The following is a 24,111-nucleotide window of genomic DNA, read 5'->3' as shown; positions in this document are numbered from 1 at the left end:
CGCGCAAGTCTCGTACAAAAAGGTGTGGAGGGGAGTGGGCTGGGGGGCGTCGGCTCAGTCGGGCTGGGACTGCAGCAGCCAGAGGCTGTGGGCGGGCACCTCGAAGGCCAGGTCCAGGCTCAGGGCCTGCAGCTGCGGGCGGCCGTCGGCCTGGCTGCTGTCCAGCAGCAGACGCCAGGACCTGCCGCCGCATTCCGCGGGCGCCTGGAAGCGCCGGGGCTGGGCCTCGGGGTTGAACAGCAGGGCCAGCCGCGGCTGGTCGCCCGCGGGCAGAGCCGAGATCAGGCAGGCCAGGGCCTGCTCATGACCCAGGTGCCAGTCCTGCACCTGCATCTCGTGGCCCTGTGGCGAGAACCAGCGCAGCTGCGCGTCGCCCGCATGCGGCGCCCCGCCCTGCCCGGCCGACACGAACCAGCGCTCATGGCGCAGCAGCGGCTGGGCGCGGCGCAGCGCGCTGACGCGGGCAACGAAGGACTGCAGGGCAAGGCTGTCTTGCTGCCAGTCCAGCCAGCCCAGGGCGTTGTCCTGGCAGTAGGCGTTGTTGTTGCCCTGTTGGCTGTTGGCCAGCTCGTCGCCTGCATTGAGCATGGGCGTGCCCTGCGCCAGCAGCAGGGTGGCCAGCAGGGCCCGGCGCAGCCGCTCGCGCACGGCCTGTACCTCGGCCGGAGCGCCCTCACCTTCGTGGCCGAAGTTGTGGGCCAGCTCGCCGTCGCGGCCGTCGCGGTTGTCCTCGCCGTTGGCGTGGTTGTGCTTGCCGCTGTAGCTCAGCAGGTCATGGAGCGTGTAGCCGTCGTGCACAGCGATGAAGTTGACCGAGGCCGTGGGCAGGCGCTGCGCATGGTGGAACACATCGCTGGAGGCACTGAAGCGCCGCGCGAACTCGCCACGGCTGATGGCGTGGCCCAGGCGCGCCTGCGTGGCCTCGGGGCCGATCCAGTAGCCGCGCACCGCGTCGCGGAACTTGTCGTTCCATTCCATGAAGCGGCCGGGGAAGCGGCCCAGCTGGTAGCCGTCGTAGCCGGCATCCCAGGGCTCGGCGATCAGGTGCACGCCGGCCAGCACCGGATCCTGGCGCAGCGCCGTGAAGAAAGCCGCCTGCGGATCGAAGCCATGCGGGCCGCGGCCCAACACGGGCGCCAGGTCGAAGCGGAAGCCGTCCACACCCATCTCCTGCACCCAGAAGCGCAGGGAATCGAGCACGAACTGCGTGACCCGCGGATGCTGGGTGTTGAGCGTGTTGCCGCAGCCGGTGAGGTTCTCGGCGCGGCTGGCGTCGTCCGGCACGGCGCGGTAATAGCTGCGGTTGTCCAGGCCGCGCCAGGACAGGGTGGGGCCGAACTCGTTGCCCTCGGGCGTGTGGTTGTAGACCACGTCCAGCACCACCTCCAGCCCCGCCGCATGCAGGGCCTCGACCATGGCCCGGAACTCCGCAGCCACCAGGGCCGGATCGTGCCGCACGGCACAGCTCGCCAGGCGCGGGTCCGGCGCAAAGAAGCCCAGGGTGTTGTAGCCCCAGTAGTTGTGCAAGCCCTTCTCCCCGAGGTGGGGCTCGTCAATCGCGTAGTGCACCGGCAGCAGGGAGAGCGTGCTCACGCCCAGGCGCTGGAAATGCGCGATGGCGGCCGGATGGGCCAGGGCCGCGTAGCTGCCGCGCAAGGCCTCGGGGATGCCGGGGTGCGTCGCGGAAAAGCCCTTCACATGCACCTCGTACAGCAGCAGATCCGCCGCCGCGTGGCGGGGCGCCGAGGCGCGGGGGCTGGGCTGGCTGGCCGGCGCGGCCACGCGGGCCTTGAGCGCGTGCAAGGCGTTGTCCCGGGTGTCGAAGCTGCGCGCACCCTCGGGGTGGCCCAGCTCGTAGCCGTGGTGCTCGGCCTGCCAGCTGAAGTGGCCGATGATCTCGCGGGCGTAAGGGTCCAGCAGCAGCTTGTGCGGATTGAAGCGCTGGCCGCACTCCGGCGCGTAGGGGCCGTGGGCCCGCAGGCCGTAGACAAGACCTGACCCCAAGCCCGGCAAAAAGCCATGGAAGAGGCCGTCATGCGGGCCATGCAGGCGGTAGCGGCGCAGCTCGCGCTGGCCCTCGGCGTCGAACACGCACAGCTCGATGGCCTCGGCGTGCTCGGAAAAGACGGCCACGTTGACGCCGCCGTCGCGGGCCAGGGTGCCCAGGGGCTCGGTGCGGCCGGGGGCCAGATGGTCAGGCAGGGCGGTCTTCATGCGGCAGCAGCTTCCTGGCGGGCCAGCAGGGCCCGCAGCGGCAGCGCCAGGCGCTGGGCCCAGTGCTGCTCGGTGTGGTCCGCGCCTTCGAAGACGCGGGACTGGGTGAGCGGCGGACGGTGGCCCCGCTCGGCCAGCAGGGCGTCCACACGGGCCTGCGCCTCGTCATAGAGCGCATCCAGGCCGATGGTGCCGCGGTCCAGGTAGAGGCGATGGCTACCCGGCGCGGGCAGCTTGCGTTCGAGGTAGGCCCGCAGCGCGCCGGGGATCTCGGCATTGCGCTCGTACAGGCCGATCCAGTGCGTGCTCAGCGCCGCGGCGCCGCCGAAGACCTCCGGGTACTCGCACAGGCCGTAGAGGCTGATCAGGCCGCCCATGCTGGAGCCCATCAGAAAGGTCGAGGCGGGGCGGGGATCGGTGGCGTAGCGCGCATCGATGCGGGGCTTGAGCACATGGACCAGGCTGTGCAGATAGGCGTCGGACAAGGGCGGATGCTTCAGCTGACCGGCGAGGTAGCGCTGCCCGGCGGCCGTCTGCTCCACGGCGGGCCAGCAGGCCTGCGGGAAGAACTCGGCATGGCGCTGCCCGGCGTGGTTGTGCAGGCCCACCACGATGAAGTCGCGCAGCGTGCCCTCGGCGATCAGCGGCGCGGCGACGGCGTCCACCGCCCAGGCCTGGCGGTTCCAGGTGTGGCGGGCGTCGAAAAGCATCTGGCCGTCGTGCATGTAGAGCACCGCATGGGGCCGGTCCCCGCGGTAGCCCGGCGGCAGCCAGACGTCGACCGGGCGATCGCCCAGCTGCGCATCCTCCAGCACCAGCCGCTCCAGGCGGCCGGCGGACACCTGCGGCAGCAAGGCCTCTTCAGCGCCCACGGCCCCGGCTGCCGCCAGCGCCGCAGCACCCTGCATCAGCTGCCGGCGCCTCATGCGCCCTCCTCCACCGGCGCCAGCATCAGCGTGGCCAGCGGCGGCAGCAGCAGCTGCAGATGGCCGTCGACCACGGGCAGCACCGCCTGCTGGTTGCCCAGATTGCTGCCGCCGTAGTAGCTGGCGTCGGTGTTGATCACCTCGCGCCAGGCGCGCGGGCCTTCCGGCAGGGGAATGCGGTAGCCCTCGCGGGGCACCGGCGTGAAGTTGCAGATCACCAGGGTCTGCTCGCCGCCCGGCTCGCGGCGCAGCCAGGCGAAGACGGAATGGTCGCGGTCTTCGCTGACCAGCCACTGGAAGCCCGCGGCCTCGCAGTCCTGCCGGTGCAGGCTGGGTCGTTCGCGGTAGACGCGGTTGAGGTCGCGCACCAGCACCTGCACGCCGGCATGGGCCGGCTGGTCCAGCAGGGCCCAGGGCAGCTCGGCGTCATGGTTCCATTCGCTGTCCTGGGCGAACTCCTGACCCATGAACAGCAGCTTCTTACCGGGGTGGCCCCACATGAAGCCGTAGTAGGCCCGCAGATTGGCGAAGCGTTGCCAGGCGTCGCCCGGCATCTTGCCCAGCAGCGAACCCTTGCCATGCACCACCTCGTCATGCGAGAGCGGCAGCACGAAGTTCTCGCTGAAGGCATAGACGAGGCCGAAGCTCATCTTCTCGTGGTGCCATTTGCGGTGGATGGGGTCCTCGTGCATGTAGCGCAGGGTGTCGTTCATCCAGCCCATATTCCATTTGTAGTGGAAGCCCAGGCCGCCGGCCGAAGTGGGCGCGCTGACGCCGGGGAAGCTGGTGGACTCCTCCGCCACGGTGATGCCACCCGGCGCCTCGGCGCCGATCACCTCGTTCATGCGGCGCAGAAAGGCGATGGCCTCCAGGTTCTCGCGGCCGCCGTGCACATTGGGCACCCACTCGCCGGCCGGACGGGAGTAGTCGCGGTAGAGCATGGAGGCCACGGCGTCCACGCGCAGGCCGTCCACGCCCCACTGCTCCAGCCAGTAGAGGGCATTGCCCACCAGGAACTGCCGGGTCTCGAGGCGGCCGAAGTGGTAGATCAGCGTGTTCCAGTCACGGTGGAAGCCTTCGCGAGGGTCGGCGTACTCGTAGCAGTGGGTGCCGTCGAACTGCGCAAGGCCATGGGCATCAGCAGGGAAATGTGCGGGCACCCAGTCCAGCAGCACGCCCAGGCCCTGGGCATGGCAGGCCTCCACGAAGCGGGCCAGGCCGCGCGGATCGCCCAGGCGGGCCGTCGGGGCATAAAGACCCAAGGTCTGGTAACCCCAGGAGCCATCGAAGGGATGCTCGGAGATGGGCAGCAGCTCGATGTGCGTGAAGCCCAGGCCCGCGGCATAGCCCGGCAGCGTGGCGGCCAGGGTGTCCCAGTCGACGAAGTCCGAGGGGCCGCCGCCTGGGGGGCGGCGCCAGGACAGGGCGTGGACCTCGTAGATGCTGATGGGCGCGTCGCGCCGGTTGACCGGCCGGCGGTCGACAGGCAGGCGCATCTGGGGCGGCTCCGCGCAGACGATGCTGGCGGTGTCTGGCCGGAACTGGGCCTGGCGGGCATAGGGATCGGCCTTGAGCAAGACCTGACCCTCGGCGCCCAGGATCTCGAACTGGTAGCGATCGCCGGCCTGCACCGCCGGGATGAAGAGCTCCCAGACGCCGGCCTCATGACGGCGGCGCATGGGGTGGCGGCGGCCGTCCCACTGGTTGAAGCTGCCCACCACGCTGACACGCCGGGCATTCGGCGCCCAGACGGCGAAGCGCGTGCCGGCCACGCCGTCCACCTGCTGCAGATGGGCGCCCAGCACCTGCCAGGGCCGCAGATGCTGCCCAGCCGCGAGTTGCTGCAGCTCGGCTTCAGACAGCTGGGGGCCGAAGGCGTAGGCATCGTCCATGCGCTGCCAGGGGCCGCCGGCCTGCCACTGCACGAAGAGGCGGTAGGCAAAGGGTTTGCGGCGGCGCGGGACGATGGTCTCGAAAAAGAGGCCCGGCACGCGCGCCGTCATCGGGCACAGCGCGCGGCCGCTGGCGGCGTCCAGCACCTGCACCGCCTGCGCGCCCGGCAGGCAGGCGCGCAGCCACAGCCGCCCCTGCTCGTCGGCATGCTGGCCCAGCACGGCGAAGGGATCGCCATGCCGGGCGTCCAGCAGGGCCTGCAGGGTGCTGTCGTCGAGCATGCGCGCGCCCTGGGATCAGGCCTTCAGCGAAGCCGGCGACCAGACGCGCTCGACGTACTCGGCAATGGTGCGGTCCGAGGAGAACCAGCCCATGCCCGCCACGTTGCGGATCGCCTGCTCGCCCCAGGCCTGGGCGTCGCGGTAGACGGCGTCGACCTTCGCCTGGGTGGCCACGTAGTCGGCGAAGTCGGCCATCAGCAGGTAGGGGTCGGCGCCCAGCAGCTTGTCGACCAGGGGCTTGTAGCGGGCCGTGTCGCCGCCGCAGAAGTCGCCCTCGGCGATGGCGCGGATCACGCCCTGCAGCTGGCGGTTCTGCTCGACGTACAGGCGCGGGTCGTAGCCCAGGCTCTTGAGCCCGGCCACGGCCTCGGTGCGCAGGCCGAAGACGAACATCTGGTCCACGCCCATGTGCTCGGCCATCTCGATGTTGGCGCCGTCCCAGGTGCCGATGGTCAGCGCGCCGTTCAGCGCGAACTTCATGTTGCCGGTGCCCGAGGCCTCGGTGCCGGCGGTGGAGATCTGCTCGGAGAGGTCGGCCGCGGGGATGATGGTCTCGGCCAGCGAGACGCCGTAGTTGGGCAGGAAGGCGAGCTTGAGCTTGTCCCCCACGCGCGGATCGCTGTTGACCACGCGGGCCACGTCGTGCGCCAGCTGGATGATCAGCTTGGCCATGTGATAGGCCGAGGCCGCCTTGCCGGCGATCACCACGGTGCGCGGCACCCAGCCCTGACCGTCCACGCCTTCGGGGTGGGCGACGATGGCCTGGTAGCGGGCGATGACGTGCAGCAGGTTCAGCAGCTGGCGCTTGTATTCGTGGATGCGCTTGATCTGCACATCGAAGAGGCTGTCCACATTGACGGCCAGGCCCAGCTCGCGGCGGATGCGCTCGGCCAGGCGCTGCTTGTTGGCGCGCTTCACGCTGCGGAAGCGCTCGATCAGACCGGCGTCCTTGGCATGGGCCGCGAGGCCCTGCAGCCTGGAGAGATCCTGGCGCCAGGCCGTGCCGATGGCGCCGTCGATCACGGTGGACAGCGCCGGATTGGCCTGCTGCAGCCAGCGGCGCGGGGTCACGCCATTGGTCACGTTGTGGAAGCGCTCGGGGAAGATGCGGGCGTAGTCAGCAAAGATGGTCTGCACCATCAGCTCCGAGTGCAACGCGGCTACGCCATTGACGCGGTGCGAGGCCACGATGGACAGCGCGGCCATGCGCACCCGACGCTCGCCGCCGTAGTTGCCACCCTCGTCGATCAGCGAGACACGTGCAGCCAATGCATCGTCCCCCGGGAATCGCTGGCCCAGCTCCTGCAGGAAGCGGTGATTGATCTCGTAGATGATCTCGAGATGGCGCGGCAGCAGGGCCTCGAACATGCGCACGGGCCAGGTCTCCAGGGCCTCGGGCATCAGGGTGTGGTTGGTGTAGCTGACGGCCTGGCGGGTGATCGCCCAGGCCTCGTCCCAGGACAGGCCGTGCTCGTCCAGCAGCAGGCGCATCAGCTCGGCCGGAGCCAGGGCCGGGTGGGTGTCGTTGAGATGGATGGCGTTGGTCCGGCCGAGCTCCTGCAGCGAGCCGAACTCGCGCAGATGGCGCGCAATCAGGTCCTGCAGCGAGGCGCTGACCAGGAAGGCTTCCTGCTTGAGGCGCAGCTCGCGGCCAGCCTCGGTGGAATCATCGGGGTAGAGCACCCAGTTGAGCGAATCCGCCGCCACCTGGCGGCTGGCGGCGCCAGCGTAGTCGCCGCGGCAGAAGGCCTGGAAGTCGATGGGCGCGGCCGCCTGGGCATGCCACTGGCGCAGTGTCGAGACACGCTCGCTGTGGTGGGCCGGCACGATGAAGTCATAAGCCTGGGCCACCAGCACCTCGGCCGGCACCCAGCGGCGCGCGCCGCTGGCGTCCACCTCCACACGGCCGCCGAAGCCCACGCTGTAGCGCAGCTCCGGGCGCGGCAGCTCCCAGGGATTGCCCAGGCGCAGCCAGTCATCGGGGGATTCGACCTGGCGGCCGTCCTGGATGCCCTGGGCGAACATGCCGTACTGGTAGCGCAGGCCATAGCCGAAGGACGGCAGGCCCAGCTCCGCGAAGGAGTCGAGGAAGCAGGCGGCCAGACGGCCCAGGCCGCCATTGCCCAGGGCGGCGTCGGGCTCGCGCTCCAGCACGCCGGAGAGGTCCTGGCCCTGCGCCTGCAGCTGCGTCTGCAGCACGCCGTCCAGGCGCAGCGCGGCCAGGGCGTTGCTGAGGGCCCGGCCCATCAGGAACTCCATCGAGAGGTAGTGGACGCGGCGGCAGGCTGCATCGGCGCCGCGCTGGGCGTCAGCCGCCTGCGTGGCAGCCCAGCGCTGGGCCAGCAGCTCGCGGCTGGCTGCGGCGGCAGCGCGCATCAGCTCGTCGCGGCCGGGCGTGGCGCCCACCAGGGCGCGTTGCTGCAGCTCACGTTGCAGGGCCACCGTGAAGGCAGTCGTCAGGGGGGAGGAAGCGGAAGGGGAGTTCATGGCACCTCGCGCCGTGGATTTGGCCGCGTTGAAGAGCGTGGACAACATAGGAATTCATCCCTGGGGGCGGCCAAGGCCGGCCCCGCGCATTCGGCTGCAGACCCCGCGTTTCGGGCCCGCCGCCGCATCAGACACACAGCCCACAGGGTCCGGACCTGTGAGCGCGACGGTGAAAGTATCACCCAGCTCGTTGAATTTGTGTAGTTTCACTACAGCGGGTTAACCCGACATTCACTTTAAGTGGTTGATTTTCAATGAAAGCGATTCAGTGAGTCAGGGTGTCTCATGTTGTATGACTACATTTTGAACTGTATATTCTCTACAAACGAGGTCCTGGCCCCGCACGGACCATCCCATGAGCGAGACAAGCCGCCCTGCCCGCGCAGGCCGGCGGAGGTAGACAAGTGGCGAGCGTGTTGCTGCAGTCCGTGGCCAAGGCCTACGGCGAGACCCAAATCCTGCATGGCATCGACCTGGAGATCCGGGACGGTGAGTTCATGGTCTTCGTCGGTCCCTCGGGATGCGGCAAGTCCACCCTGCTGCGCTCCATCGCGGGCCTGGAGGACATCACCGGCGGCGAGCTGCGCATCGGCGGCCGCCTGGTCAACGACGTGCCGCCGGCCGAGCGTGGCATCGCCATGGTGTTCCAGTCGTATGCGCTCTACCCGCACATGAACCTGTACGACAACATGGCCTTCGGCCTGCAGCTGGCCAAGGTGCCCAAGGCCGAGATCGACACGGCGGTGCGCCATGCCGCGCGCATCCTGCACATCGAGCACCTGCTGGAGCGCAAGCCCAAGGACCTCTCGGGCGGCCAGCGCCAGCGCGTGGCCATCGGCCGGGCCATCGTGCGCAAGCCCGAGGTCTTCCTCTTCGACGAGCCCCTGTCCAACCTCGACGCCGCCCTGCGCGTGCGCATGCGCTACGAGTTCGCCAAGCTGCACGAGGAGCTCAAGACCACCATGGTCTACGTGACCCACGACCAGGTCGAGGCCATGACCCTGGCCGACCGCATCGTGGTGCTGCAGGCCGGCCGCATCGAGCAGGTGGGCACGCCGCTGGAGCTGTACGAGCACCCGTGCAATCTCTTCGTGGCCGGCTTCATCGGCAGCCCCAAGATGAACTTCATCGCAGGCGAGATCGCCGCCATCGAGCCGGGCCATGCCGACGTCCGCCTCGCAGGCGGCCTCACCATGCGCGCCCTGGTGGACGCCAGCCGCGCGCAGGTGGGGGACAAGGTCACCCTGGGCATACGCCCCGAGCACATCCGCACCAGCGGCGAGGGCAACCAGCTGGAGACCACGGTCACCTTCGTCGAGTCCCTGGGCGGCACCACCTTCGCCTATTGCCCCTTCCCCGGCATCGAGGAGGCCCTGACCTGCCAGTTCGAGGGCCGCAACGGCTGCGACCGCCTGCGCAGCGGGGACCAGCTCAAGCTGCGCTTCCCGCCCGAGGCGCTCTACCTCTTCGACGCCGAGGGTCAGGCCTTGCGCCGCCTGGCCGCGCCGGAGCTGGGCGCATGAGGGCCGCGCTGACAGCCTTGGCCCTGCTCGCGGGCGGTCTGGCCCAGGCCGCCACGCCACCCACCCTGCTGGTCTGGATCAACGGCGACAAGGCCTACAACGGCCTGCAGAAGGTGGGCCAGGCCTTCGAGAAGGTCTCGGGCGTCAAGGTGGTGGTCGAGCACCCCGTGGACGCGACGGACAAGTTCCAGCAGGCCGCCGGTGCCGGCAAGGGCCCGGACATCTTCTGCTGGCCGCATGACCGCGTGGGCGAGTGGGCCAAGGCCGGCCTGCTGACGCCGCTGCGGCCCTCGACCCAGCTGCGGGCCGAGATCGAGGAGACCGCCTGGCGCGCCTTCAGCTATCAAGGCAGGATCTGGGGCTATCCGATCGCCATCGAGACCACCGGACTGCTCTACAACAAGGCCCTGGTGCCTGTGCCGCCCAAGACCTTCGAGGAGGTGATCCAGCTGGACCGCCGCCTGCAAGACCAGGGCAAGCGCGCCATCCTGTGGCACTACAACAAGAGCTTCTTCAGCTGGCAGGTGCTGGCCGGCGCGGGCGGGCAGATCTACGGCCGCGATGCGCGCGGCGACTTTGATGCCGGGCAGGTCGGTGTCAACAACGACGGGGCCCTGGCCGGCGCCGAGATGATCAACCGCCTGGTGCGCGAGGGCCACATGCCCAAGGGCGCCAACTATGCCGAGATGGAAAGCGGCTTCGCCCGCGGCGAGGTGGCCATGATGATCTCCGGCCCCTGGGCCTGGGACAACGCGCGCCGCGCCCGCATCGACTTCGGCGTGGCCCCCGTGCCGGGCCTGAAGCCGGGGCAGTACTCCAAGCCCTTCGTGGGCGTGCTGGGCTGCATGATTTCGGCGCCCTCGCGTCAGAAGGACCTCGCCCGCGAGTTCCTGGAGCAGCACCTGCTGCGCCCCGAGGCCCTGAAGGTGCTGGACGCCGACGTGCCCCTGGGCGTGCCGGCCAACAAGGCCTTCTATGCCGAGCTCTCGGTCAATCCACTGATCAAGGCCAGCATGGAGAACGCCCGCCTGGGCGAGCCCATCCCCAACATCCCCGAGGTGGGCCGCTTCTGGACCGCCATGGACGCCGCGCTGGAGGCCATCAGCAATGGCCTGCAGAGCCCCAAGGACGCGCTGGACGGCGCTGCCGCCCGCATGCTCCTGAAGAAGTGAGCCGCGCATGAATTCCAACGCTGCTGCATCCTCCTCCCCGCTCGCCGCGGCCTACGGCACCCTGCCGCCCTCGATCTGGAGCCGCCTGGCCGCCATGCTGCGCTGGCCCGTCGTGGCGGCCCTGATGCTGGGCGCGCTGTACCTTATCTTCTCCATCTACGCCGCGGGCCAGACGGCCTGGGCGGCCGGGGCGCTGGCCCTGTTCGGCGGCGCCTTCTACATCTATCTGCGGGCCGGCTTCGCCTGGCGCTACCTCTTTCCCGGCGTGGCCGGCATGGCGGTCTTCATCGCATTCCCGCTGGTGTACACGGCGCAGATTGGCTTCACCAACTACTCCTCGGCCCACCTGCTGAGCCAGGCCCGGGTGCGGGCCTACCTGCTGGACCAGCACGAGGTGATCGAGTCCGGCGTGATGGGCTTCAGCCTGCATGCCGACGGCCCCGAGTTCCGCGTGGTGCTGAGCACCCCGGGCACGGCGCAGCCGCGCTACGTATCGCCGCCGCTGGCCCTGCGCAAGACCCGTGAGCCGCTCAAGGTCACGATGCAGGCCGCCAAGGACGAGCACCTGCCCCTGCAAAGCCCCCTGCAGGCCGCCCTGCCCCTGCGCGAGCTCGTCGAGCACCGCGAGGCCCTGGCTCAGCTGCAGCTGCTGCTGCCCGACCGCAGCGGCCCCGAGGCGCAGCTGCGCTACCTGGGCCTGCGCGAGTACGGCCCCGTGGCGCCGCATTACGTGGAGCAAGCGGATGGCAGCCTGCTGCGCGTGGCCGACGGCGTGCGCTACGCCCCTGACGGCAAGCTGGGCTACTACCGCAATGAGGCGGGCGAGATCCTCCAGCCCGGCTACAAGGTCCTGGTGGGCCTGCAGAACTACAGCCGCATGCTCTTCGACGCCGAGTTCCGCGGCCCCTTCGTGAGCATCTTCATCTGGACCGTGCTGTTCTCCCTGGCCACGGTGGCGGGCGCGACCTTCATCGGCATGTTCCTGGCCGTGCTGTTGAACTGGGAGGACCTCAAGGGCCGCACGGCCTACCGCACCCTGCTCTTCCTGCCCTACGCCGTGCCGGGCTTCATCTCCATCCTCGTGTTCAAGGGCCTGTTCAACCAGAACTTCGGGGAGATCAACGCCATCCTGGACGCGCTCTTCGGCATCAAGCCGGCCTGGTTCGCGGACCCGATGCTGGCCAAGCTGATGCTGCTGATCGTCAACATCTGGCTGGGCTACCCCTACATCATGATCCTGTGCTCGGGCCTGCTGAAGGCCATCCCCTCGGACCTCTACGAGGCCTCGGCCATCGTGGGCGCCGGGCCCTGGACCAACTTCTGGCGCATCACCGCGCCGCTGATCATCAAGCCGCTCTCGCCCCTGCTGATCAGCGCCTTCGCCTTCAACTTCAACAACTTCGTGCTGATCGCCCTGCTGACCGACGGCCGGCCGGACTTCCTCTCCACCAAGCTGCCGGCGGGGCAGACGGACATCCTGGTGTCCTACACCTACCGCATCGCCTTCCGCGACTCGGGCTCGGACTTCGGCCTGGCGGCGGCGATCTCCACGCTGATCTTCTTCCTGGTGGCGGCGATGTCCTTGCTGAACCTCCGCCTCATGCGCAAATCACAGCAGTAAGGAAACCCCATGGCCATCGTTCGAGGCAAGCAAGCGCGCTGGCGCACCTTCGCGGCCCACGCCCTGCTGTGGGCCTTCCTGGCGCTGACGCTGTTCCCGCTGCTGGCGGTGGTGTCCATCTCGCTGCGGCCGGGCAACTTCGCCACCGGCAGCCTGATCCCCACCGAGATCAGCCTGGAGCACTGGAAGCTGGCCCTGGGCATCCCCTACCAGGGCCCGGACGGCGCCCTGGTGCAGCCGCCCTTCCCGGTGCTGACCTGGCTGTGGAACTCCATCAAGGTCGCCACGATCTCAGCCTGTGCCATCGTGGCCATCTCCACCACGGCGGCCTATGCCTTCGCGCGGCTGAAGTTCCCCTTCAAGGCCGGCCTGCTCAACAGCATGCTGCTGCTGCAGATGTTCCCGCCGGTGCTGGCCCTGGTGGCGATCTACGCCATCTTCGAGACCATAGGCAGCCAGGTGCCCCTGCTGGGCCTGGAGACGCACGCCGGCCTGGTGCTGGCCTATCTCGGCGGTGTGGCCACGCATGTGTGGACCATCAAGGGCTACTTCGAGACCATTCCGACCGAGATCGAGGAGAACGCCAAGGTCGACGGCGCCAGCCACTGGCAGGCCTTCAGCCGCGTGCTGCTGCCCATGGCCCTGCCCATCCTGATGGTGTGCTTCGTGCTGGCCTTCATCGGCGCCATCATCGAGTACCCGGTGGCCTCGGTGCTGCTGCGCGAGGAGAGCAACCTGACCCTGGCCGTGGGCTCCAAGTACTTCCTGCACGACCAGCGTTTCCTGTGGGGCGACTTCGCCGCCGCGGCCGTGCTCTCGGGCCTGCCCATCACCCTGGTGTTCCTGCTGGCGCAGCGCTGGATCGTCTCCGGCCTCACGGCTGGTGGCGTGAAGGGATGAGGGCCCTCGTCCTTGCCACGCTGGCCCTGCTCGCGCCCGCCGCCCATGCCCGCCCCTGCCAGCCCGCGCCCTTCGGCGACACCGTGCTCTACCTGCGCGGCAGCCTCAACAACTGGGCGGCGCAGGACGAGCAGGCCTTCGAGTACCGCTGCGATGGCTACTACCTGAACCTGCGCGCCCAGGGCCCGCAGGAGTTCAAGATCGCCGACGAAGCCTGGACCTCGGACAGCACCCTGGGCGGCGACGCGCAAGGCCGCCTCGCACGCGGCGCGGCGGCGGTGGGCAACTACCGGCTGGACTTCCGCGGCGCCCACACCCTGCGCCTGCGCTTTGGCGCTGCGGGCCAGCCCACGCTGGACCTGGGCCCGCAGCGCTTCAAGCCCTCGCCCCCTGCGCGCATAACGGACGAGGCCGCGCTGAGCACGCACTTCGACTCGCGCTTCGAGGGCTCCAAGACGCCCTTCGGCGCCCAGCCCCAGGGCACGGAGATCCGCTTCTCCCTGGGCAGCAGCCGCCCCGGCCTGCTGCGCGCGACCCTGGTGCTGGAACGCCGCCTGCTCACGGGCAACCAGGAGCAGCTGAGCTACCAGCCCCTGCAACGCATCGCCATGACGCCCGAGGGCCGCGGCCTGGGCACCGGCTTCACGGCGACGGTGCGCTTCGACGAGATCGGCGTCTTCGGCTACTGGTTCGAGCTGGAAACCGACCAGGGCCGCTACGCCCTTCAGAACAACAAGGACACGGTGCACTGGACGCGCGAGAAAGGCAGCATGGGCCCGGCCGTGGTCGAGCGCCTGCCCGCGGACACCCGCCGCATCCGCCGCTACCGCCAGACCATCCACGCGGCCGACTACACCGTGCCGGCCTGGGCACAGGACGCCATCTACTACGCCATCTTCCCCGAGCGCTTCCGCAACGGCGACCCCGCCAACGACCCGCGTCCCGGCGGCGGCCGGGTGCAGGACCGCTACCAGGGCCACGACGTCGAGCGCCACGCCCGCTGGGTCGAGAAGCCCTTCAAGCCCGGCAGCGGCGACGGCTCAGATGGCGTCTACAACAACGACTTCTTCGGCGGGGACCTGGCCGGCATCATCGAGAAGCTAGACCACATCAAGGCCCTGGGCGCCAACACGATCTACCTCACACCCATCTTCCGCGCCGCCAGCAACCACAAGTACGACACAGCCGACTACACCGAGGTCGACCCCGCCCTGGGCAGCCAGGCCGACTTCGAGCGCCTTTGCGCCGAGGCCGCCCGGCGCGGCCTGCGCATCCTGCCGGACACCTCGCTGAACCATGTAGGCGCCGATTCGCTCTACTTCGACCGCTTCGCCCGCTACACCAGCCACGGCGCCTTCCGCGGCGGCCGCATCCAGCCGGACTCGCCCTATGCCGGCTGGTTCAGCTTCGACGCCAGCCAGGCCTCGCCCGAACAGCAGTTCAAGGGCTGGGTGGGCGTCACCGACCTGCCCGAGCTGGACAAGAACAGCCGCGCTTTCCGCGACTTCGCCTACGGCCGCCCCGACAGCGTGATGCAGCGCTGGCTGGACCTGGGCGCCGCCGGCTGGCGCATGGACGTGGCGCCCTGGGTGCCCGACGACTTCTGGCGCGAATGGCGTCGCGCCATCAAGGCCCACCGCCCGGACGCCCTCACCATCGCCGAGACCTGGTTCGACGCCAGCAAGTATTTCCTGGGCGACAGCTTCGATGGGACGATGAACTACATCTTCCGCAGCGCGGCCCTGGACTTCGCCGCGGGCGGCGACGCCCGGCAGCTGGCAGCCCAGTTGGAACTCATGCGCGAGGCCTACCCGCCGCAGTCGCTGCTGGCGAACATGAACCTGCTGTCAAGCCACGACCAGCCCCGCGCCCTCTTCGCCTTGGGCGAGCGGGACAACAGCAGCCCCGCCCAGCGCCGCCTGGCCCGCCAGCGCCTGCGCCTGGCCTGGCTGCTGCAGATGAGTGCCCCCGGTGCCCCCAGCATCTACTACGGCGACGAGGTCGGCGTGGGCGGCGGCGAGGACCCCTACAACCGCGCGCCCTATCCCTGGGCCGAGCAGGGCGGCCAGCCCGACGACAGCCTGCAGGCCGACCTGCGCCGCCTGACAGCCCTGCGCCAGCAGCATGCCGTGCTGCGCCAGGGCCTGCCGCAGGCGCCCCTGCTGGCCACGAAGCAACACCTGGCCCTGCCCCGCCGCCTGGGCGAGGCGCGAGCCCTGACCGTGCTCAGCAACGCCCCCACACCCGCCCGCATCAGCCTTGCGCTGGGCCACGAAATGCCCAGCCGCTGGCGCGACGCCCTCAGCGGTGAAGTCTTCCAGGCCGAGCAAGGCCGCCTGAACCTGCCGCTGCCTGCGCTGGGCGGGCGCATCCTCCTGAACGAATGAACGCTTCCGCCAATGCCCCGTCCCTGCTGCGCCCCTTCGGCCGCAGCGGCCTGCAGCTCAGCGCCCTGGGCTTCGGCGCCATGCACCTCAACGACGAGCGCAGCAGCGAGGCCGAGGCCGGCGCCCTGCTCCATGCGGTGCTGGACCTGGGCGTGACGCTGATCGACACCGCACGCTCCTATGGCCTGTCCGAGGAACGCATCGGCCGCCACCTGGCTCATCGACGTTCGGAGTTCCTGCTCTCCACCAAGCTGGGCTATGGCGTGGAAGGCGTGCCCGACTGGACCTACGACTGCATCGTGCAGGGCGTAGAGCGCGCCCTGCGCGTGATGCGCACCGAGGTGATAGACATCGCCCACCTGCACTCCTGCCCGCTGGAAACCCTCGAACGTGGCGAGGTCATCCGCGCCCTGGACGACTGCCGGCGTGCCGGCAAGATCCGTGTGGCGGCCTATTCGGGCGAGAACGCCGCGCTGGACTTCGCGCTGGCCGAACCGCTCTTCGGCGCCGTGCAGGCCTCGGTAAGCGTGTGCGACCAGGCCTGCGTGCCGGACCGCCTCGCGCGGGCCGCCGAGCGCGGTGTGGGCGTAATCGCCAAGCGCCCGCTCGCAGGCGCCATCTGGCGCCATGCCCATCGCCCGGAGGACTTTGCCGAAGGCCAGTACTGGGACCGCTGGCAGGCCATGGATCTGGAGGCCCTGAGGCAAGACCTGGCCCCCGATATGCCCCCTGACGAGATGGCCCTGCGCTTCGCCGCCTGGCTGCCTGGCGTGGGCTGCGTCATCGCTGGCACGCGGCGATTGGAGAATTTCAAGCGCAACCTTGCCGCCGTCGCCAAGGGACCGCTGCCGCAGGTGCTGCAGCAAGCCCTGCTCGAGCGCTTCGCGCCCCATGCGGCGCAGTGGCCGGGTCTGATCTAAGACCGCCCTCACCACCATCCAGGCGGGGCAAGGGGCGCCAGCCCCAAGAGGGCCGAGCACCGGGCCACACCAAGCCGCGCCCCTGGCATTGATGGCGGCTCGACGCCGCCATCAATGCCCTCCAGGCGGGGGCAAGGGGCGCCTGCCCCAAGGGGCCGAGCGCCGGGCCGCCCCAAGCCGGCCCACTTGGCATTGTTTGCGGCTCGAAGCCGCAAACAATGCCGTCCCCCCGGGGGACCGACCGGACTTGCCCGCGTTCAGCGCGGCAAGACCGGGCGAGGGGCTCACCTCATTCTGGCCAACGGACCGTCTCGCCATCGTCCTCGTAGGCGGGAAAGATGCTGAAGCTGGCAATCACGCCGCCCGCTTCCCAGAAGGCCACACCGGCGTCTGGGCATTCGTGGCAGCGCCCGCCGCCCTCCACGGCCTGCGCGCCCTTGAGACGGCCCAGCTTCAGGCCCTTGACCAGGCCGGGCAGGCGGTCCACCGGGCAGCCGACCACGGCCTCCTCGCCCAGGGTCCAGCGCCCGTCGGAGAACTCGAGTTCACCCAGGCGCCAGCCGTCCGCCTCGAAGAAGGAAGCCCCCACACCCTGTTCGGCGTAGTACCAGTACTCCATGGACTCCTGCTCGCCTTCGGCCGGCAAGGTCTCCAGCGAATCGGGCGTGCCGGCGCTGGCGCGCAGCTGCTCGCGGCTGGACCCCAGCGTGAAGGGGGTGTGGCCAAGATGGATCTGGATGGACGACATGGTGCTTTCCTCGGGAGGGTGCTCGTGAACGGCAGGATCATAGCGAGGCGACGCGTGCAGACAGGCTGGCACGTCAAGCTGGCGTTATGCTGCGCCCTCCACTTCGAGGACCTTCCATGCGCCTGACGCGCCCCGCCTCCGCACTCCTGCCGCCCCTGATGGCCTCCCTGCTGCTGGCGGCCTGCAGCCCGCAGGCATCGGCGCCCACGGGGGTGCCGCAAGCCGCTTCCGCCGGCAGCGAGGCCCAGGCCGCTACGCCCTCCGAGGCACAGATCAAGGCCCAGCTGCAGGCACAGGCCGATCGCTGGGACCAGGCCATCGTGGCCCGCCGCCGAGAAGACATCGCCGCCAACATCGCCGCAGACTTCCGGCAGATCGATGGCGAGGGCACGGTCGAGGACCGCGCCAGCTTCCTGGAAGGCCTTCTGGACCCCAAGCTCCAGATCGACCCCTACACCGTCGAGGACTTCGACATCCGGCTCTACGGCGATGTGGCCCTGCTCAGCGGCCGCACCCGCATGACGGGACGCTACGACGGCAAGCCCTTCAAGACCCACTACCGCTACCTCGACATCTACGTGAAGCGCCAAGGCGCTTGGCAGATCGTCAGCGTGCAGATCAGCAAGCTGCCGCCGGACAGCCCCTGAACTCCCGCAACCCGCAAGGAGATCCCATGAGATACAAAGCCAGCTGCCACTGCGGCCAGGTGGCCTTCACCTTCGAAGGCGAATTCAAGGAAGCCCTGGCCTGCAACTGCAGCATGTGTCAGCGCCGCGGTTCGCTGCTGTGGTTCATGCCACGCGAGCAGCTGCAACTGCTGACACCCGACGAGGCTGCGGCCAGCTACACCTTCAACAAGCACGTGATCCAGCACCGCTTCTGCACGCGCTGCGGCATCCATACCCACGGCGAGGGCAAGGACCCCAAGGGCCAGCAGGTGGCGGCGGTCAATGTGCGCTGCATCGAGGGCATGGACCTGGACAGCGTGTCCGTCCACCATTTCGACGGCCGCGCCCTGTGAAGCCGACGATGCACGACAAGCCTGGCAGGCGGCCTCCGCCGCCACGCCCTCTGCGTCCGGGGCTGCGTCGCGCAGGCCTGGCCCCCTACCTGGAGATCGGCCTGGCTGTCGTCCTGGCGGTCGGTCTGACCCAGGCCGCGCAGGCGCGCCCAGAGCCGCTCGGCAAGGGTGAGTTGCCACCTGCAGAGCTGGGCCAGCAACTGGACGGTACCCCGGTGTCCCTGGACCGCAGCAGCGGCAAGGCCTATGTCATCTCCTTCTGGGCCAGTTGGTGCGGGCCCTGCCGCGAAGAGCTGCCGGTGCTGATCAACATCCAGCAGATCGCCGGTCCCCAGAAGATGCAGGTCATCACCGTGAACATCGAGGAGCGCAAGGCCTACCGCAAGCTGGAGGCGGCCCTCAAGGAAGCCGGCCTGACACCAGCCTACGACCCCGACAAGCAGGTCCAGAAGGCCTACGGCGTGCACGGCATTCCGCACATGGTGATCGTGGGCCGTGATGGCCGCATCGTGGCCGTGCGGGTGGGCTACGCCAAGACCACGCTGGACGGGCTCGCCGAAGACCTCAACCGCGCGCTGGCGGCGCCGGCCGAGCAGCCGGCACAATGAGGGCTTCCTGCCCTCCCCTTCCCATGCTCCGCGATGCCTGCGCGCCTCACCCCTGACGACGTCGACTTCGTGGCCCTGCGCGCCCAGGGGCCGGGTGGGCAGAACGTCAACAAGGTCTCCAGCGCCGTGCAACTGCGCTTCGATGTGGCGGCCTCGGCCCTGCCGGACTGGCTGAAGACCCGTCTGCTCGCCCTGGCAGACCGGCGCCTGAACCAGGACGGCGTCATCGTCATCAAGGCCCAGACCGAACGCAGCCAGGAGCGCAACAAGGCCGAGGCCCTGGCCCGCCTGCAGGCCTTGGTCGATGCGGCCAGCCACGTGCCTGCCGTGCGCCGCGCCACCCAGCCCACCCGCGCCTCGCAACGGCGCCGGCTGGAGGCCAAGACCCAGCGGGCGGGCATCAAGGCCTTGCGGGGGCGTGTGGCGGAGTGATCCCCGCTCCAAGCTGACAGGGCGCGGCACGACTTTCCCCACCCCCAACAGCCCCCTGGGCAACGGCACAATCAGCAGTCCCCACTGCCGAGGAGCCCTCGCATGCCGACACCGCCCCCGATGCATCACTCCAGGCTGCGCCACGCCTGGCGGCTGTGGCTGCCCCTGATCGCCGGCCTGTCTCTGCAGGCCTCGGCACAGACCGCTGTGCCGGTGTCGCCGGCCTCGGCCGCGGCGCCGGGCCTCACGCGCACGACGCAAGACGTTCGCTTTGTCGTCTTCCACACGCCGGGCCCGGCTTGGCAGGCAGACCGCAGCGTGTTCGAGCAGCCGGGCATCCGTGCCCATATCGCGCATTACCGCCAATGGCTGGAGGCTGGCAAGCTGCAGCTGGGCGGCCCGCACCTGGACGCCCGGGGCGGCGGCATGATGATCCCCGCGGCGGGCATCCCCGAAGACGAAATACGCCGCTTCGCCGAAGCCGACCCCGCCGTCCAGTCAGGCCTGCTGCGCGTCGTGGTGCGACCCTGGCTCATCGGCATGGGAAGCTGAAGCATGCGGCTCACCATTGCCAACAGGAACTACTCCTCCTGGTCTCTGCGCCCCTGGCTGCTGCTGCGCATGCTGGAGCTGCCTTTCGAGGAGCGGCTGCTGCCCTTCGCCGCGTCCACGCAGGGGCTGGCCTATGTCGGGCTCACGCCCAGCGGCCGCGTACCCTGCCTGGAGGACGGCGGGCTTCTGGTGTGGGACTCCCTGTCCATCGTCGAGTACATCGCCGAGCTGGCCCCTCAGGCATGGCCCGCGGACCGCGCTGCCCGCGCCTGGGCCCGCAGCGCCTGCGCGGAGATGCATGCCGGCTTCGGTCGCCTCCGCGAGGTCTGCACCATGAACTGCGGCCTGCGCGTGCAGGTGCGGGACTGGACATCTGCCCTGCTGGCCGAGTGGGCTCGCATGGACGCCTTGTGGTGCGAAGGCCAGCAACGCTTCGGCGGCCCCTTCCTCGCGGGCCCGGCCTTTACGGCTGTCGACGCCTTCTTCGCGCCGGTGGCCCTGCGGGTCCAGAGCTACGCGCCGCCGCTGTCCCCCATCGCGCAAGCGTATGCGCAGCGCCTGCTGGCCCTGCCGCCCCTGCAGGACTGGTACCGGGCCGCCCTGCTGGAGCCCTGGCGCGATCCGCCGCACGAAGCCGAGGCCCAGGCCGCAGGCGAGTGGCTGCAGGACCTGCGCGTGCCGCCCGCTCCTTCCCACTCACATTCTTGAGACCGCCATGTACATCGCACTGCTGAGCTATATCCGCCCACTGGAGGAAGTGGACGCGCTGCTGCCCGCTCATCGCGACTACCTGGAGCGACATTTCGCAGCCGGCGTCTTCGTGGCCTCCGGCCGCCGCGAGCCGCGCACAGGCGGCGTCATCCTGGTGCGGGAGCATCCGCGGGCCCTGGTCACCGAGATCCTTGAGCAGGACCCCTTCGTCAAAGCGGGCGTGGCCCGCTATGAGCTGCTGGAATTCACGCCCAGCCGGATGCTGGCAGGCTTCGAGAACTACCTCTGAAAACGGTGCGCCTGCCTCAGGCGTCGGCCAGGGCCGCGCCATGCTCGCGCATCAGTTCGCGCAGCACCGAGCGGTGGCAGCGGGTTTCGTCCTCGCAGTAGCAGCCCATGGAGAAGGCGCTGCCGTGCGACAGTGCCGCCAACAGCTGCAGGCTGCGCTCGGCCTCGGGCTGGCTCATCTCGGCCTTGTACTTCCGGATGAACTGCGCCCATTGCGCGGGTGTCTCTGCGGTCTGGCCCAGCTTCATGGTCTCGACCGAGGGGGCCAGGTTGGGGTACCAGACGTCGTACCAGTCACCCGAGGCAAATTCGCTCCTGGGCACGCCGCGCGGCGGGCGCCGCACGGTGCCGATGCGAAGCCCTTCGTCGGGCGCCCGGGGGCTGCCCAGTCTGACGATGCGCAAGGCCATGGGATCTCTCCTGAAGTCAGCGATCGCCCAGCGAGTGCAGCAGCTGCGGGTGCCGCAGCCGGGCCGGGTCAGGCAGTTGCCGGCGCAGCGTGGCGCCACGCAGCCCTGCCAGGCCTTCGGCCGCCACCTGGGCCATCGCGGCCTCGCTGCGATCACTCAGCAAGAGCACGCCTTGCGGCACTGCCCTTGCTGCCGCAGGTCCAGGATCCAAGGCCTCATAGTGGCCGGCATAGACGATGTCGCCGTCCTGGATACGAAGCCTGACCCGCAGCGGGCGCAGTGAGCGGTCCACGCGGGCTGCATCGCCCGCCTGCTGGACCAGCTCGAAGTCATACAGCTCGTAGTCGCCTGCCGGCAGGGCCAACAGCATGAGCTCGCCCTGACCTTGCGGGTTGCGCCAGGGCCAGGTCTTGCCTCCCCAGCCGGGCTCCGAGGGATAGCGCAGCATCTGCATCGCCTTGCCGCCCCCCTCGACGGGAATCCCCCGCAGAGTCAGGGCACAAGAGCGGTAGGGCCGCTCGGCCCCCGTTCCCAGCCCCAGCAGCAGCCAGCCCGTGCCGGCCTGCGATGCAGCGGTCTGCGGCAACAGCATCGCCAGGGTGCCCGCCGTCAGTCCGCCCAGCCAGTGTCGTCGTTGCAGGAAAGACATTGCATCAGCTCCCGTCTATGGATTTCACCACTGTACGCTGGGACCGGAACTACCCTCGTCGGCGAGCGCATCCTGCAGGGTTCGAAGCAGGGCCAGCATCCCAGCCCGCAGCGCGGCATCCGCCAGCATCGCGGCCTCCGTCGGGCAGCCGCCCAGCAGAGGCAGGCTGAGGCAGGCCTGCCGCAGCAAGCGTGCGTTCATCGTGCACAGCACCTCCTGCAGGCTCTCGAAGGCATGATGGGCGCGCGGCGAAGTGTTGACCAGCACCACCGGCTTGTCCACGAAGCCCTCGAAGCTCACCAGCCAGTCCAGCGCGTTTTTCATCACCCCCGAAATGCCGTGGGCGTACTCGGGGCTGGCAATCAGCAGCACGTCCGCCGCCTGTACCGCCTCGCGCCAGTCGCGCACGCTGTCGGGCAGCGCGGCCTCCAGGTCAGGATTGAACAAGGGTAGGCGACCTGGATGTTCGCTGACCAACACCTGCCCAGGCGCCAGCTGTGCCAGGGCGCGGCAGCAGGCGGCATTGATGGAGGACTGGCGCAGGCTGCCGGGAATGGCCAGCAGCTTCATCGCCTGTCCTGATCCACGTCCCTGATGAAGCGCACCAGGCCCTGGAAGTAGGTCTTCTGGTCGTCGTACATGGACATGTGCGAGCCCTGGGGGCAATGCAGGTAGCGGCCCTTGGGCATCAGCGCGGCCATCTTCTCCATATGTTTGGGATCCATGGTGTCGTGCTGCCCGCCCACGGTCAGCGTGGGCACGGTGATCTTGCCGAGGTCGGCCACACGGTCCCATCTCTCGAGCTTGCCGCTGGAGCTCATCTCGCTCGGGCCCTGCATGGGCACGTAGACCTCGCGGTTGGTCTTGTCGAAGCCGCGCTTCACCGGGTCGGGCCACTGGTCGGCGGGCATGCGCAGAATGTGGTGCACGTAGTAGTGCGGGATCAGGAGCTCCATGTAGCGCGGGTTGTCGAAGTCCTTCTTCGCCTCCAGCTTGAGAATCTCCTTGAGCGCCTGCTGATCCATGGCGGGCATCAGCGTACGCTCGGCATAGCGCACGTACTCGGGAATGCTGGCCATCATGTTGGAGATGACCAGGCCCTTGAGGTGCTGCTGGTGCTTCAGCGCATATTCGATGGCCAGCAGCCCGCCCCAGGAATGGCCCAGAAGGTAGAAGTTGTCCTTGTCCAGCTTGAGAGCCTGGCGGACCTGCTCGACCTCGTCGACGAAGCGGTCCAGCTCCCACAGACTGCCGTCCTTGGGCTGGTCGCTGTAGGCGGAGCCCAGTTGGTCGTAGTAGTAGTACTCGATGCCCTCGCCGGGGAAGTAGCTGTCGAAGGCCTCGAAGTACTCGTGCGTGGCGCCGGGTCCGCCATGCAGCAGCAGCACCTTGATGCGCGGGTTGTGGCCCACACGCTTGGTCCAGACCTTGAACGTGCCCTTGGGCGTGGTGATGGGGATCAGGCGGACGCCGCCGCTCAGCGTGTCCTCGCTGCCGGTGTTGTCGTGATAACTGGCCAAGGTGGGCTGCACAGCCCCGGAGGCAGCCAGGGCTGGCTTGGCGGCACCAGGCACGGCATTGGGAGCGTGGCCAGCCGGCTGGCAGGACTGCAGCAACGGGGTCAAGGCAAGCATCATGAGCAGGCGGGCAGGCAGAAGAGGCATGGAGATCTCCGGGCACGGCAGCCGCCTTTGTAGAGCTTTGGCGGAGTGGCAGCCACCGGGTCTTCACGGTGTAGGCCGCGCCAGGACATGCTTGCCGTGCGCCAGGCGTGCGGGGCCTGGGGACTCAGCCCGGGATCTCCGGCTCCACCAGTTGCGCCAGCAGGACCAGCGACTCCTGCCACCCCATCAGGCAGGCTTCCTTGGGGATCACCGCAGGTATGCCTTCCTGCACCACCTCCAGCTCGGTGCCACAGAACACCTGGCGAAGGCGTATGGTGACCGTCAGCACACCCGGCAAGGCGGGGTCGTCGAACTGGTCCGTGTGGCGGATCAGCGTGGACGGCACCAGCTCCAGGTATTCGCCGCCAAAGCTGTGGCTGCCACCGCTGCTGAAGTTCGTGAAGGACATGCGGAAGCGCCCGCCCACCCTCGCGTCCAGCTCATGGACCTGACAGGTGAAGCCATGCGGCGGCAGCCATTTGCTCAGCGCCCTGGCATCGAGAAAGGCGCGGTAGACCCGCTCAGGCGGTGCGCGCAGGATGCGCTGAAGATGGACGGTATGGGTGTCGGGCATGTGCAGGCTCCTCGTGCAGCGTCTGGCGCATGCTAACCACCCGGCGCCGAACTGCAAGCCTTCAGCCGCGCCTGGAGGATCGGAGCAGGCACAAAAAAACGGCCGGGTGTCCCCGGCCGTCGCAAAAGGC

At 69.3% G+C, this 24,111-nt stretch carries 23 protein-coding genes; 13 read left to right on the top strand and 10 right to left on the bottom strand.

What is annotated here, in order from left to right; translation table 11 throughout:
• Positions 1-54 precede the first annotated feature (54 nt).
• Genes glgX through ACS5PK_RS07025 form a run of 4 tightly spaced genes read right to left on the bottom strand, consistent with a single transcriptional unit; the run spans position 55 to position 7,801 of the window.
• Positions 55-2,214, bottom strand: coding sequence for a glycogen debranching protein GlgX (gene glgX, locus ACS5PK_RS07040; protein WP_439439520.1), 2,160 nt, complete (start codon positions 2,212-2,214; stop codon positions 55-57).
• Positions 2,211-3,140, bottom strand: coding sequence for an alpha/beta hydrolase (locus ACS5PK_RS07035; RefSeq protein ID WP_439439519.1), 930 nt, complete (start codon positions 3,138-3,140; stop codon positions 2,211-2,213). The genes glgX and ACS5PK_RS07035 overlap by 4 nt, the downstream gene beginning before the upstream one ends.
• Entirely contained in the window at positions 3,137-5,314 is a 2,178-nt protein-coding gene (gene glgB, locus ACS5PK_RS07030) for a 1,4-alpha-glucan branching protein GlgB (RefSeq protein WP_439439518.1), read from the bottom strand. The genes ACS5PK_RS07035 and glgB overlap by 4 nt, the downstream gene beginning before the upstream one ends.
• Positions 5,315-5,329: 15 nt before the next feature.
• Positions 5,330-7,801, bottom strand: coding sequence for a glycogen/starch/alpha-glucan phosphorylase (locus tag ACS5PK_RS07025; RefSeq protein ID WP_439439517.1), 2,472 nt, complete (start codon positions 7,799-7,801; stop codon positions 5,330-5,332).
• A 404-nt stretch (positions 7,802-8,205) separates the two neighbouring features.
• Between ACS5PK_RS07025 and ACS5PK_RS07020 the strand changes: the two genes are divergently transcribed.
• From ACS5PK_RS07020 to ACS5PK_RS06995, 6 genes are read left to right on the top strand one after another with little or no spacing between them, the layout of a single operon-like run.
• Positions 8,206-9,324, top strand: coding sequence for an ABC transporter ATP-binding protein (locus ACS5PK_RS07020; RefSeq protein ID WP_439439516.1), 1,119 nt, complete (start codon positions 8,206-8,208; stop codon positions 9,322-9,324).
• Positions 9,321-10,496 (top strand): maltose/maltodextrin ABC transporter substrate-binding protein MalE, encoded by a 1,176-nt coding sequence (malE, locus tag ACS5PK_RS07015; RefSeq protein ID WP_439439515.1) that lies wholly within the window; start codon positions 9,321-9,323, stop codon positions 10,494-10,496. The genes ACS5PK_RS07020 and malE overlap by 4 nt, the downstream gene beginning before the upstream one ends.
• A gap of 7 nt (positions 10,497-10,503) precedes the next feature.
• Positions 10,504-12,117 carry a maltose ABC transporter permease MalF gene (gene malF, locus ACS5PK_RS07010; protein ID WP_439439514.1) on the top strand — a complete coding sequence of 538 codons (1,614 nt, stop codon included), beginning with the start codon at positions 10,504-10,506 and terminating at the stop codon, positions 12,115-12,117.
• A 9-nt stretch (positions 12,118-12,126) separates the two neighbouring features.
• Positions 12,127-13,017: a maltose ABC transporter permease MalG gene (gene malG / locus ACS5PK_RS07005; protein ID WP_439439513.1), complete on the top strand. Its 891-nt coding sequence runs from the start codon at positions 12,127-12,129 to the stop codon at positions 13,015-13,017.
• Positions 13,014-15,404, top strand: coding sequence for an alpha-amylase family glycosyl hydrolase (locus ACS5PK_RS07000; protein ID WP_439439512.1), 2,391 nt, complete (start codon positions 13,014-13,016; stop codon positions 15,402-15,404). The genes malG and ACS5PK_RS07000 overlap by 4 nt, the downstream gene beginning before the upstream one ends.
• On the top strand, positions 15,401-16,324 hold the full coding sequence (locus tag ACS5PK_RS06995; protein ID WP_439439511.1) for an aldo/keto reductase: 924 nt from the start codon (positions 15,401-15,403) through the stop codon (positions 16,322-16,324). The genes ACS5PK_RS07000 and ACS5PK_RS06995 overlap by 4 nt, the downstream gene beginning before the upstream one ends.
• A 289-nt stretch (positions 16,325-16,613) precedes the next feature.
• Here the strand turns inward: ACS5PK_RS06995 and ACS5PK_RS06990 are convergent, their stop codons facing one another.
• Positions 16,614-17,072: a hypothetical protein gene (locus ACS5PK_RS06990; RefSeq protein ID WP_439439510.1), complete on the bottom strand. Its 459-nt coding sequence runs from the start codon at positions 17,070-17,072 to the stop codon at positions 16,614-16,616.
• A 116-nt stretch (positions 17,073-17,188) separates the two neighbouring features.
• Between ACS5PK_RS06990 and ACS5PK_RS06985 the strand changes: the two genes are divergently transcribed.
• The 7 genes from ACS5PK_RS06985 (at position 17,189) to ACS5PK_RS06955 (ending at position 20,685) form a co-directional block, all read left to right on the top strand.
• A complete protein-coding gene (locus ACS5PK_RS06985) occupies positions 17,189-17,719 on the top strand; it encodes a DUF4440 domain-containing protein (RefSeq protein ID WP_439439509.1) in 531 nt (176 codons plus the stop codon).
• Positions 17,720-17,745: 26 nt separating this feature from the next.
• Positions 17,746-18,093, top strand: coding sequence for a GFA family protein (locus ACS5PK_RS06980; RefSeq protein WP_439439508.1), 348 nt, complete (start codon positions 17,746-17,748; stop codon positions 18,091-18,093).
• An 8-nt stretch (positions 18,094-18,101) separates the two neighbouring features.
• On the top strand, positions 18,102-18,701 hold the full coding sequence (locus tag ACS5PK_RS06975) for a TlpA disulfide reductase family protein (protein WP_439439507.1): 600 nt from the start codon (positions 18,102-18,104) through the stop codon (positions 18,699-18,701).
• 33 nt (positions 18,702-18,734) lie between these two features.
• Complete coding sequence (arfB, locus tag ACS5PK_RS06970) at positions 18,735-19,133, top strand: alternative ribosome rescue aminoacyl-tRNA hydrolase ArfB (RefSeq protein WP_439439506.1); 399 nt, start codon at positions 18,735-18,737, stop codon at positions 19,131-19,133.
• Positions 19,134-19,235: 102 nt separating this feature from the next.
• Positions 19,236-19,685 (top strand): YciI family protein, encoded by a 450-nt coding sequence (locus tag ACS5PK_RS06965; RefSeq protein ID WP_439439505.1) that lies wholly within the window; start codon positions 19,236-19,238, stop codon positions 19,683-19,685.
• 3 nt (positions 19,686-19,688) lie between these two features.
• The gene (locus tag ACS5PK_RS06960; RefSeq protein WP_439439504.1) at positions 19,689-20,393 is read left to right on the top strand and encodes a glutathione S-transferase; all 705 of its coding nucleotides are present in this window, start codon (positions 19,689-19,691) and stop codon (positions 20,391-20,393) included.
• Positions 20,394-20,400: 7 nt separating this feature from the next.
• On the top strand, positions 20,401-20,685 hold the full coding sequence (locus ACS5PK_RS06955; RefSeq protein ID WP_439439503.1) for a YciI family protein: 285 nt from the start codon (positions 20,401-20,403) through the stop codon (positions 20,683-20,685).
• Between the two features lie 16 nt (positions 20,686-20,701).
• On the opposite strand, the gene ACS5PK_RS06950 is transcribed toward ACS5PK_RS06955, so the two are convergent.
• From ACS5PK_RS06950 to ACS5PK_RS06930, 5 genes are all read right to left on the bottom strand, one after another.
• Positions 20,702-21,094, bottom strand: coding sequence for a DUF488 domain-containing protein (locus ACS5PK_RS06950; RefSeq protein WP_439439502.1), 393 nt, complete (start codon positions 21,092-21,094; stop codon positions 20,702-20,704).
• Positions 21,095-21,110: 16 nt separating this feature from the next.
• Positions 21,111-21,743 carry a hypothetical protein gene (locus tag ACS5PK_RS06945; RefSeq protein WP_439439501.1) on the bottom strand — a complete coding sequence of 211 codons (633 nt, stop codon included), beginning with the start codon at positions 21,741-21,743 and terminating at the stop codon, positions 21,111-21,113.
• A gap of 24 nt (positions 21,744-21,767) precedes the next feature.
• The gene (locus ACS5PK_RS06940) at positions 21,768-22,313 is read right to left on the bottom strand and encodes an NADPH-dependent FMN reductase (protein ID WP_439439500.1); all 546 of its coding nucleotides are present in this window, start codon (positions 22,311-22,313) and stop codon (positions 21,768-21,770) included.
• Entirely contained in the window at positions 22,310-23,407 is a 1,098-nt protein-coding gene (locus tag ACS5PK_RS06935) for a proline iminopeptidase-family hydrolase (protein ID WP_439439499.1), read from the bottom strand. The genes ACS5PK_RS06940 and ACS5PK_RS06935 overlap by 4 nt, the downstream gene beginning before the upstream one ends.
• 124 nt (positions 23,408-23,531) lie before the next feature.
• Positions 23,532-23,981, bottom strand: a complete 450-nt coding sequence (locus ACS5PK_RS06930; RefSeq protein WP_439439498.1) for an SRPBCC family protein — start codon at positions 23,979-23,981, stop codon at positions 23,532-23,534.
• Positions 23,982-24,111: the final 130 nt, after the last annotated feature.

It is taken from the genome of Roseateles sp. DB2, assembly GCF_051857535.1.
Classification (GTDB): Bacteria; Pseudomonadota; Gammaproteobacteria; order Burkholderiales; family Burkholderiaceae_C; genus Roseateles_B.
The sequence above is the reverse complement of the archived record's forward strand: the minus strand, read 5'-3'. Positions and strand labels throughout refer to the sequence as shown.

What these genes read in the sequence shown, in the direction of transcription:
- ACS5PK_RS06955 (WP_439439503.1), top strand. Translation starts at nt 20,401, where the DNA reads ATGTACATCGCACTGCTGAGCTATATCCGCCCACTGGAGGAAGTGGAC.
- glgX (WP_439439520.1), bottom strand. Translation starts at nt 2,214, where the DNA reads ATGAAGACCGCCCTGCCTGACCATCTGGCCCCCGGCCGCACCGAGCCC.
- ACS5PK_RS06995 (WP_439439511.1), top strand. Translation starts at nt 15,401, where the DNA reads ATGAACGCTTCCGCCAATGCCCCGTCCCTGCTGCGCCCCTTCGGCCGC.
- malE (WP_439439515.1), top strand. Translation starts at nt 9,321, where the DNA reads ATGAGGGCCGCGCTGACAGCCTTGGCCCTGCTCGCGGGCGGTCTGGCC.
- ACS5PK_RS06940 (WP_439439500.1), bottom strand. Translation starts at nt 22,313, where the DNA reads ATGAAGCTGCTGGCCATTCCCGGCAGCCTGCGCCAGTCCTCCATCAAT.
- ACS5PK_RS06935 (WP_439439499.1), bottom strand. Translation starts at nt 23,407, where the DNA reads ATGCCTCTTCTGCCTGCCCGCCTGCTCATGATGCTTGCCTTGACCCCG.
- ACS5PK_RS07000 (WP_439439512.1), top strand. Translation starts at nt 13,014, where the DNA reads ATGAGGGCCCTCGTCCTTGCCACGCTGGCCCTGCTCGCGCCCGCCGCC.
- ACS5PK_RS06945 (WP_439439501.1), bottom strand. Translation starts at nt 21,743, where the DNA reads ATGTCTTTCCTGCAACGACGACACTGGCTGGGCGGACTGACGGCGGGC.
- arfB (WP_439439506.1), top strand. Translation starts at nt 18,735, where the DNA reads ATGCCTGCGCGCCTCACCCCTGACGACGTCGACTTCGTGGCCCTGCGC.
- glgB (WP_439439518.1), bottom strand. Translation starts at nt 5,314, where the DNA reads ATGCTCGACGACAGCACCCTGCAGGCCCTGCTGGACGCCCGGCATGGC.
- ACS5PK_RS06985 (WP_439439509.1), top strand. Translation starts at nt 17,189, where the DNA reads ATGCGCCTGACGCGCCCCGCCTCCGCACTCCTGCCGCCCCTGATGGCC.
- ACS5PK_RS06990 (WP_439439510.1), bottom strand. Translation starts at nt 17,072, where the DNA reads ATGTCGTCCATCCAGATCCATCTTGGCCACACCCCCTTCACGCTGGGG.
- ACS5PK_RS06960 (WP_439439504.1), top strand. Translation starts at nt 19,689, where the DNA reads ATGCGGCTCACCATTGCCAACAGGAACTACTCCTCCTGGTCTCTGCGC.
- ACS5PK_RS06950 (WP_439439502.1), bottom strand. Translation starts at nt 21,094, where the DNA reads ATGGCCTTGCGCATCGTCAGACTGGGCAGCCCCCGGGCGCCCGACGAA.
- ACS5PK_RS06975 (WP_439439507.1), top strand. Translation starts at nt 18,102, where the DNA reads ATGCACGACAAGCCTGGCAGGCGGCCTCCGCCGCCACGCCCTCTGCGT.
- ACS5PK_RS06965 (WP_439439505.1), top strand. Translation starts at nt 19,236, where the DNA reads ATGCCGACACCGCCCCCGATGCATCACTCCAGGCTGCGCCACGCCTGG.
- ACS5PK_RS06980 (WP_439439508.1), top strand. Translation starts at nt 17,746, where the DNA reads ATGAGATACAAAGCCAGCTGCCACTGCGGCCAGGTGGCCTTCACCTTC.
- ACS5PK_RS07035 (WP_439439519.1), bottom strand. Translation starts at nt 3,140, where the DNA reads ATGAGGCGCCGGCAGCTGATGCAGGGTGCTGCGGCGCTGGCGGCAGCC.
- malG (WP_439439513.1), top strand. Translation starts at nt 12,127, where the DNA reads ATGGCCATCGTTCGAGGCAAGCAAGCGCGCTGGCGCACCTTCGCGGCC.
- ACS5PK_RS06930 (WP_439439498.1), bottom strand. Translation starts at nt 23,981, where the DNA reads ATGCCCGACACCCATACCGTCCATCTTCAGCGCATCCTGCGCGCACCG.
- ACS5PK_RS07025 (WP_439439517.1), bottom strand. Translation starts at nt 7,801, where the DNA reads ATGAACTCCCCTTCCGCTTCCTCCCCCCTGACGACTGCCTTCACGGTG.
- malF (WP_439439514.1), top strand. Translation starts at nt 10,504, where the DNA reads ATGAATTCCAACGCTGCTGCATCCTCCTCCCCGCTCGCCGCGGCCTAC.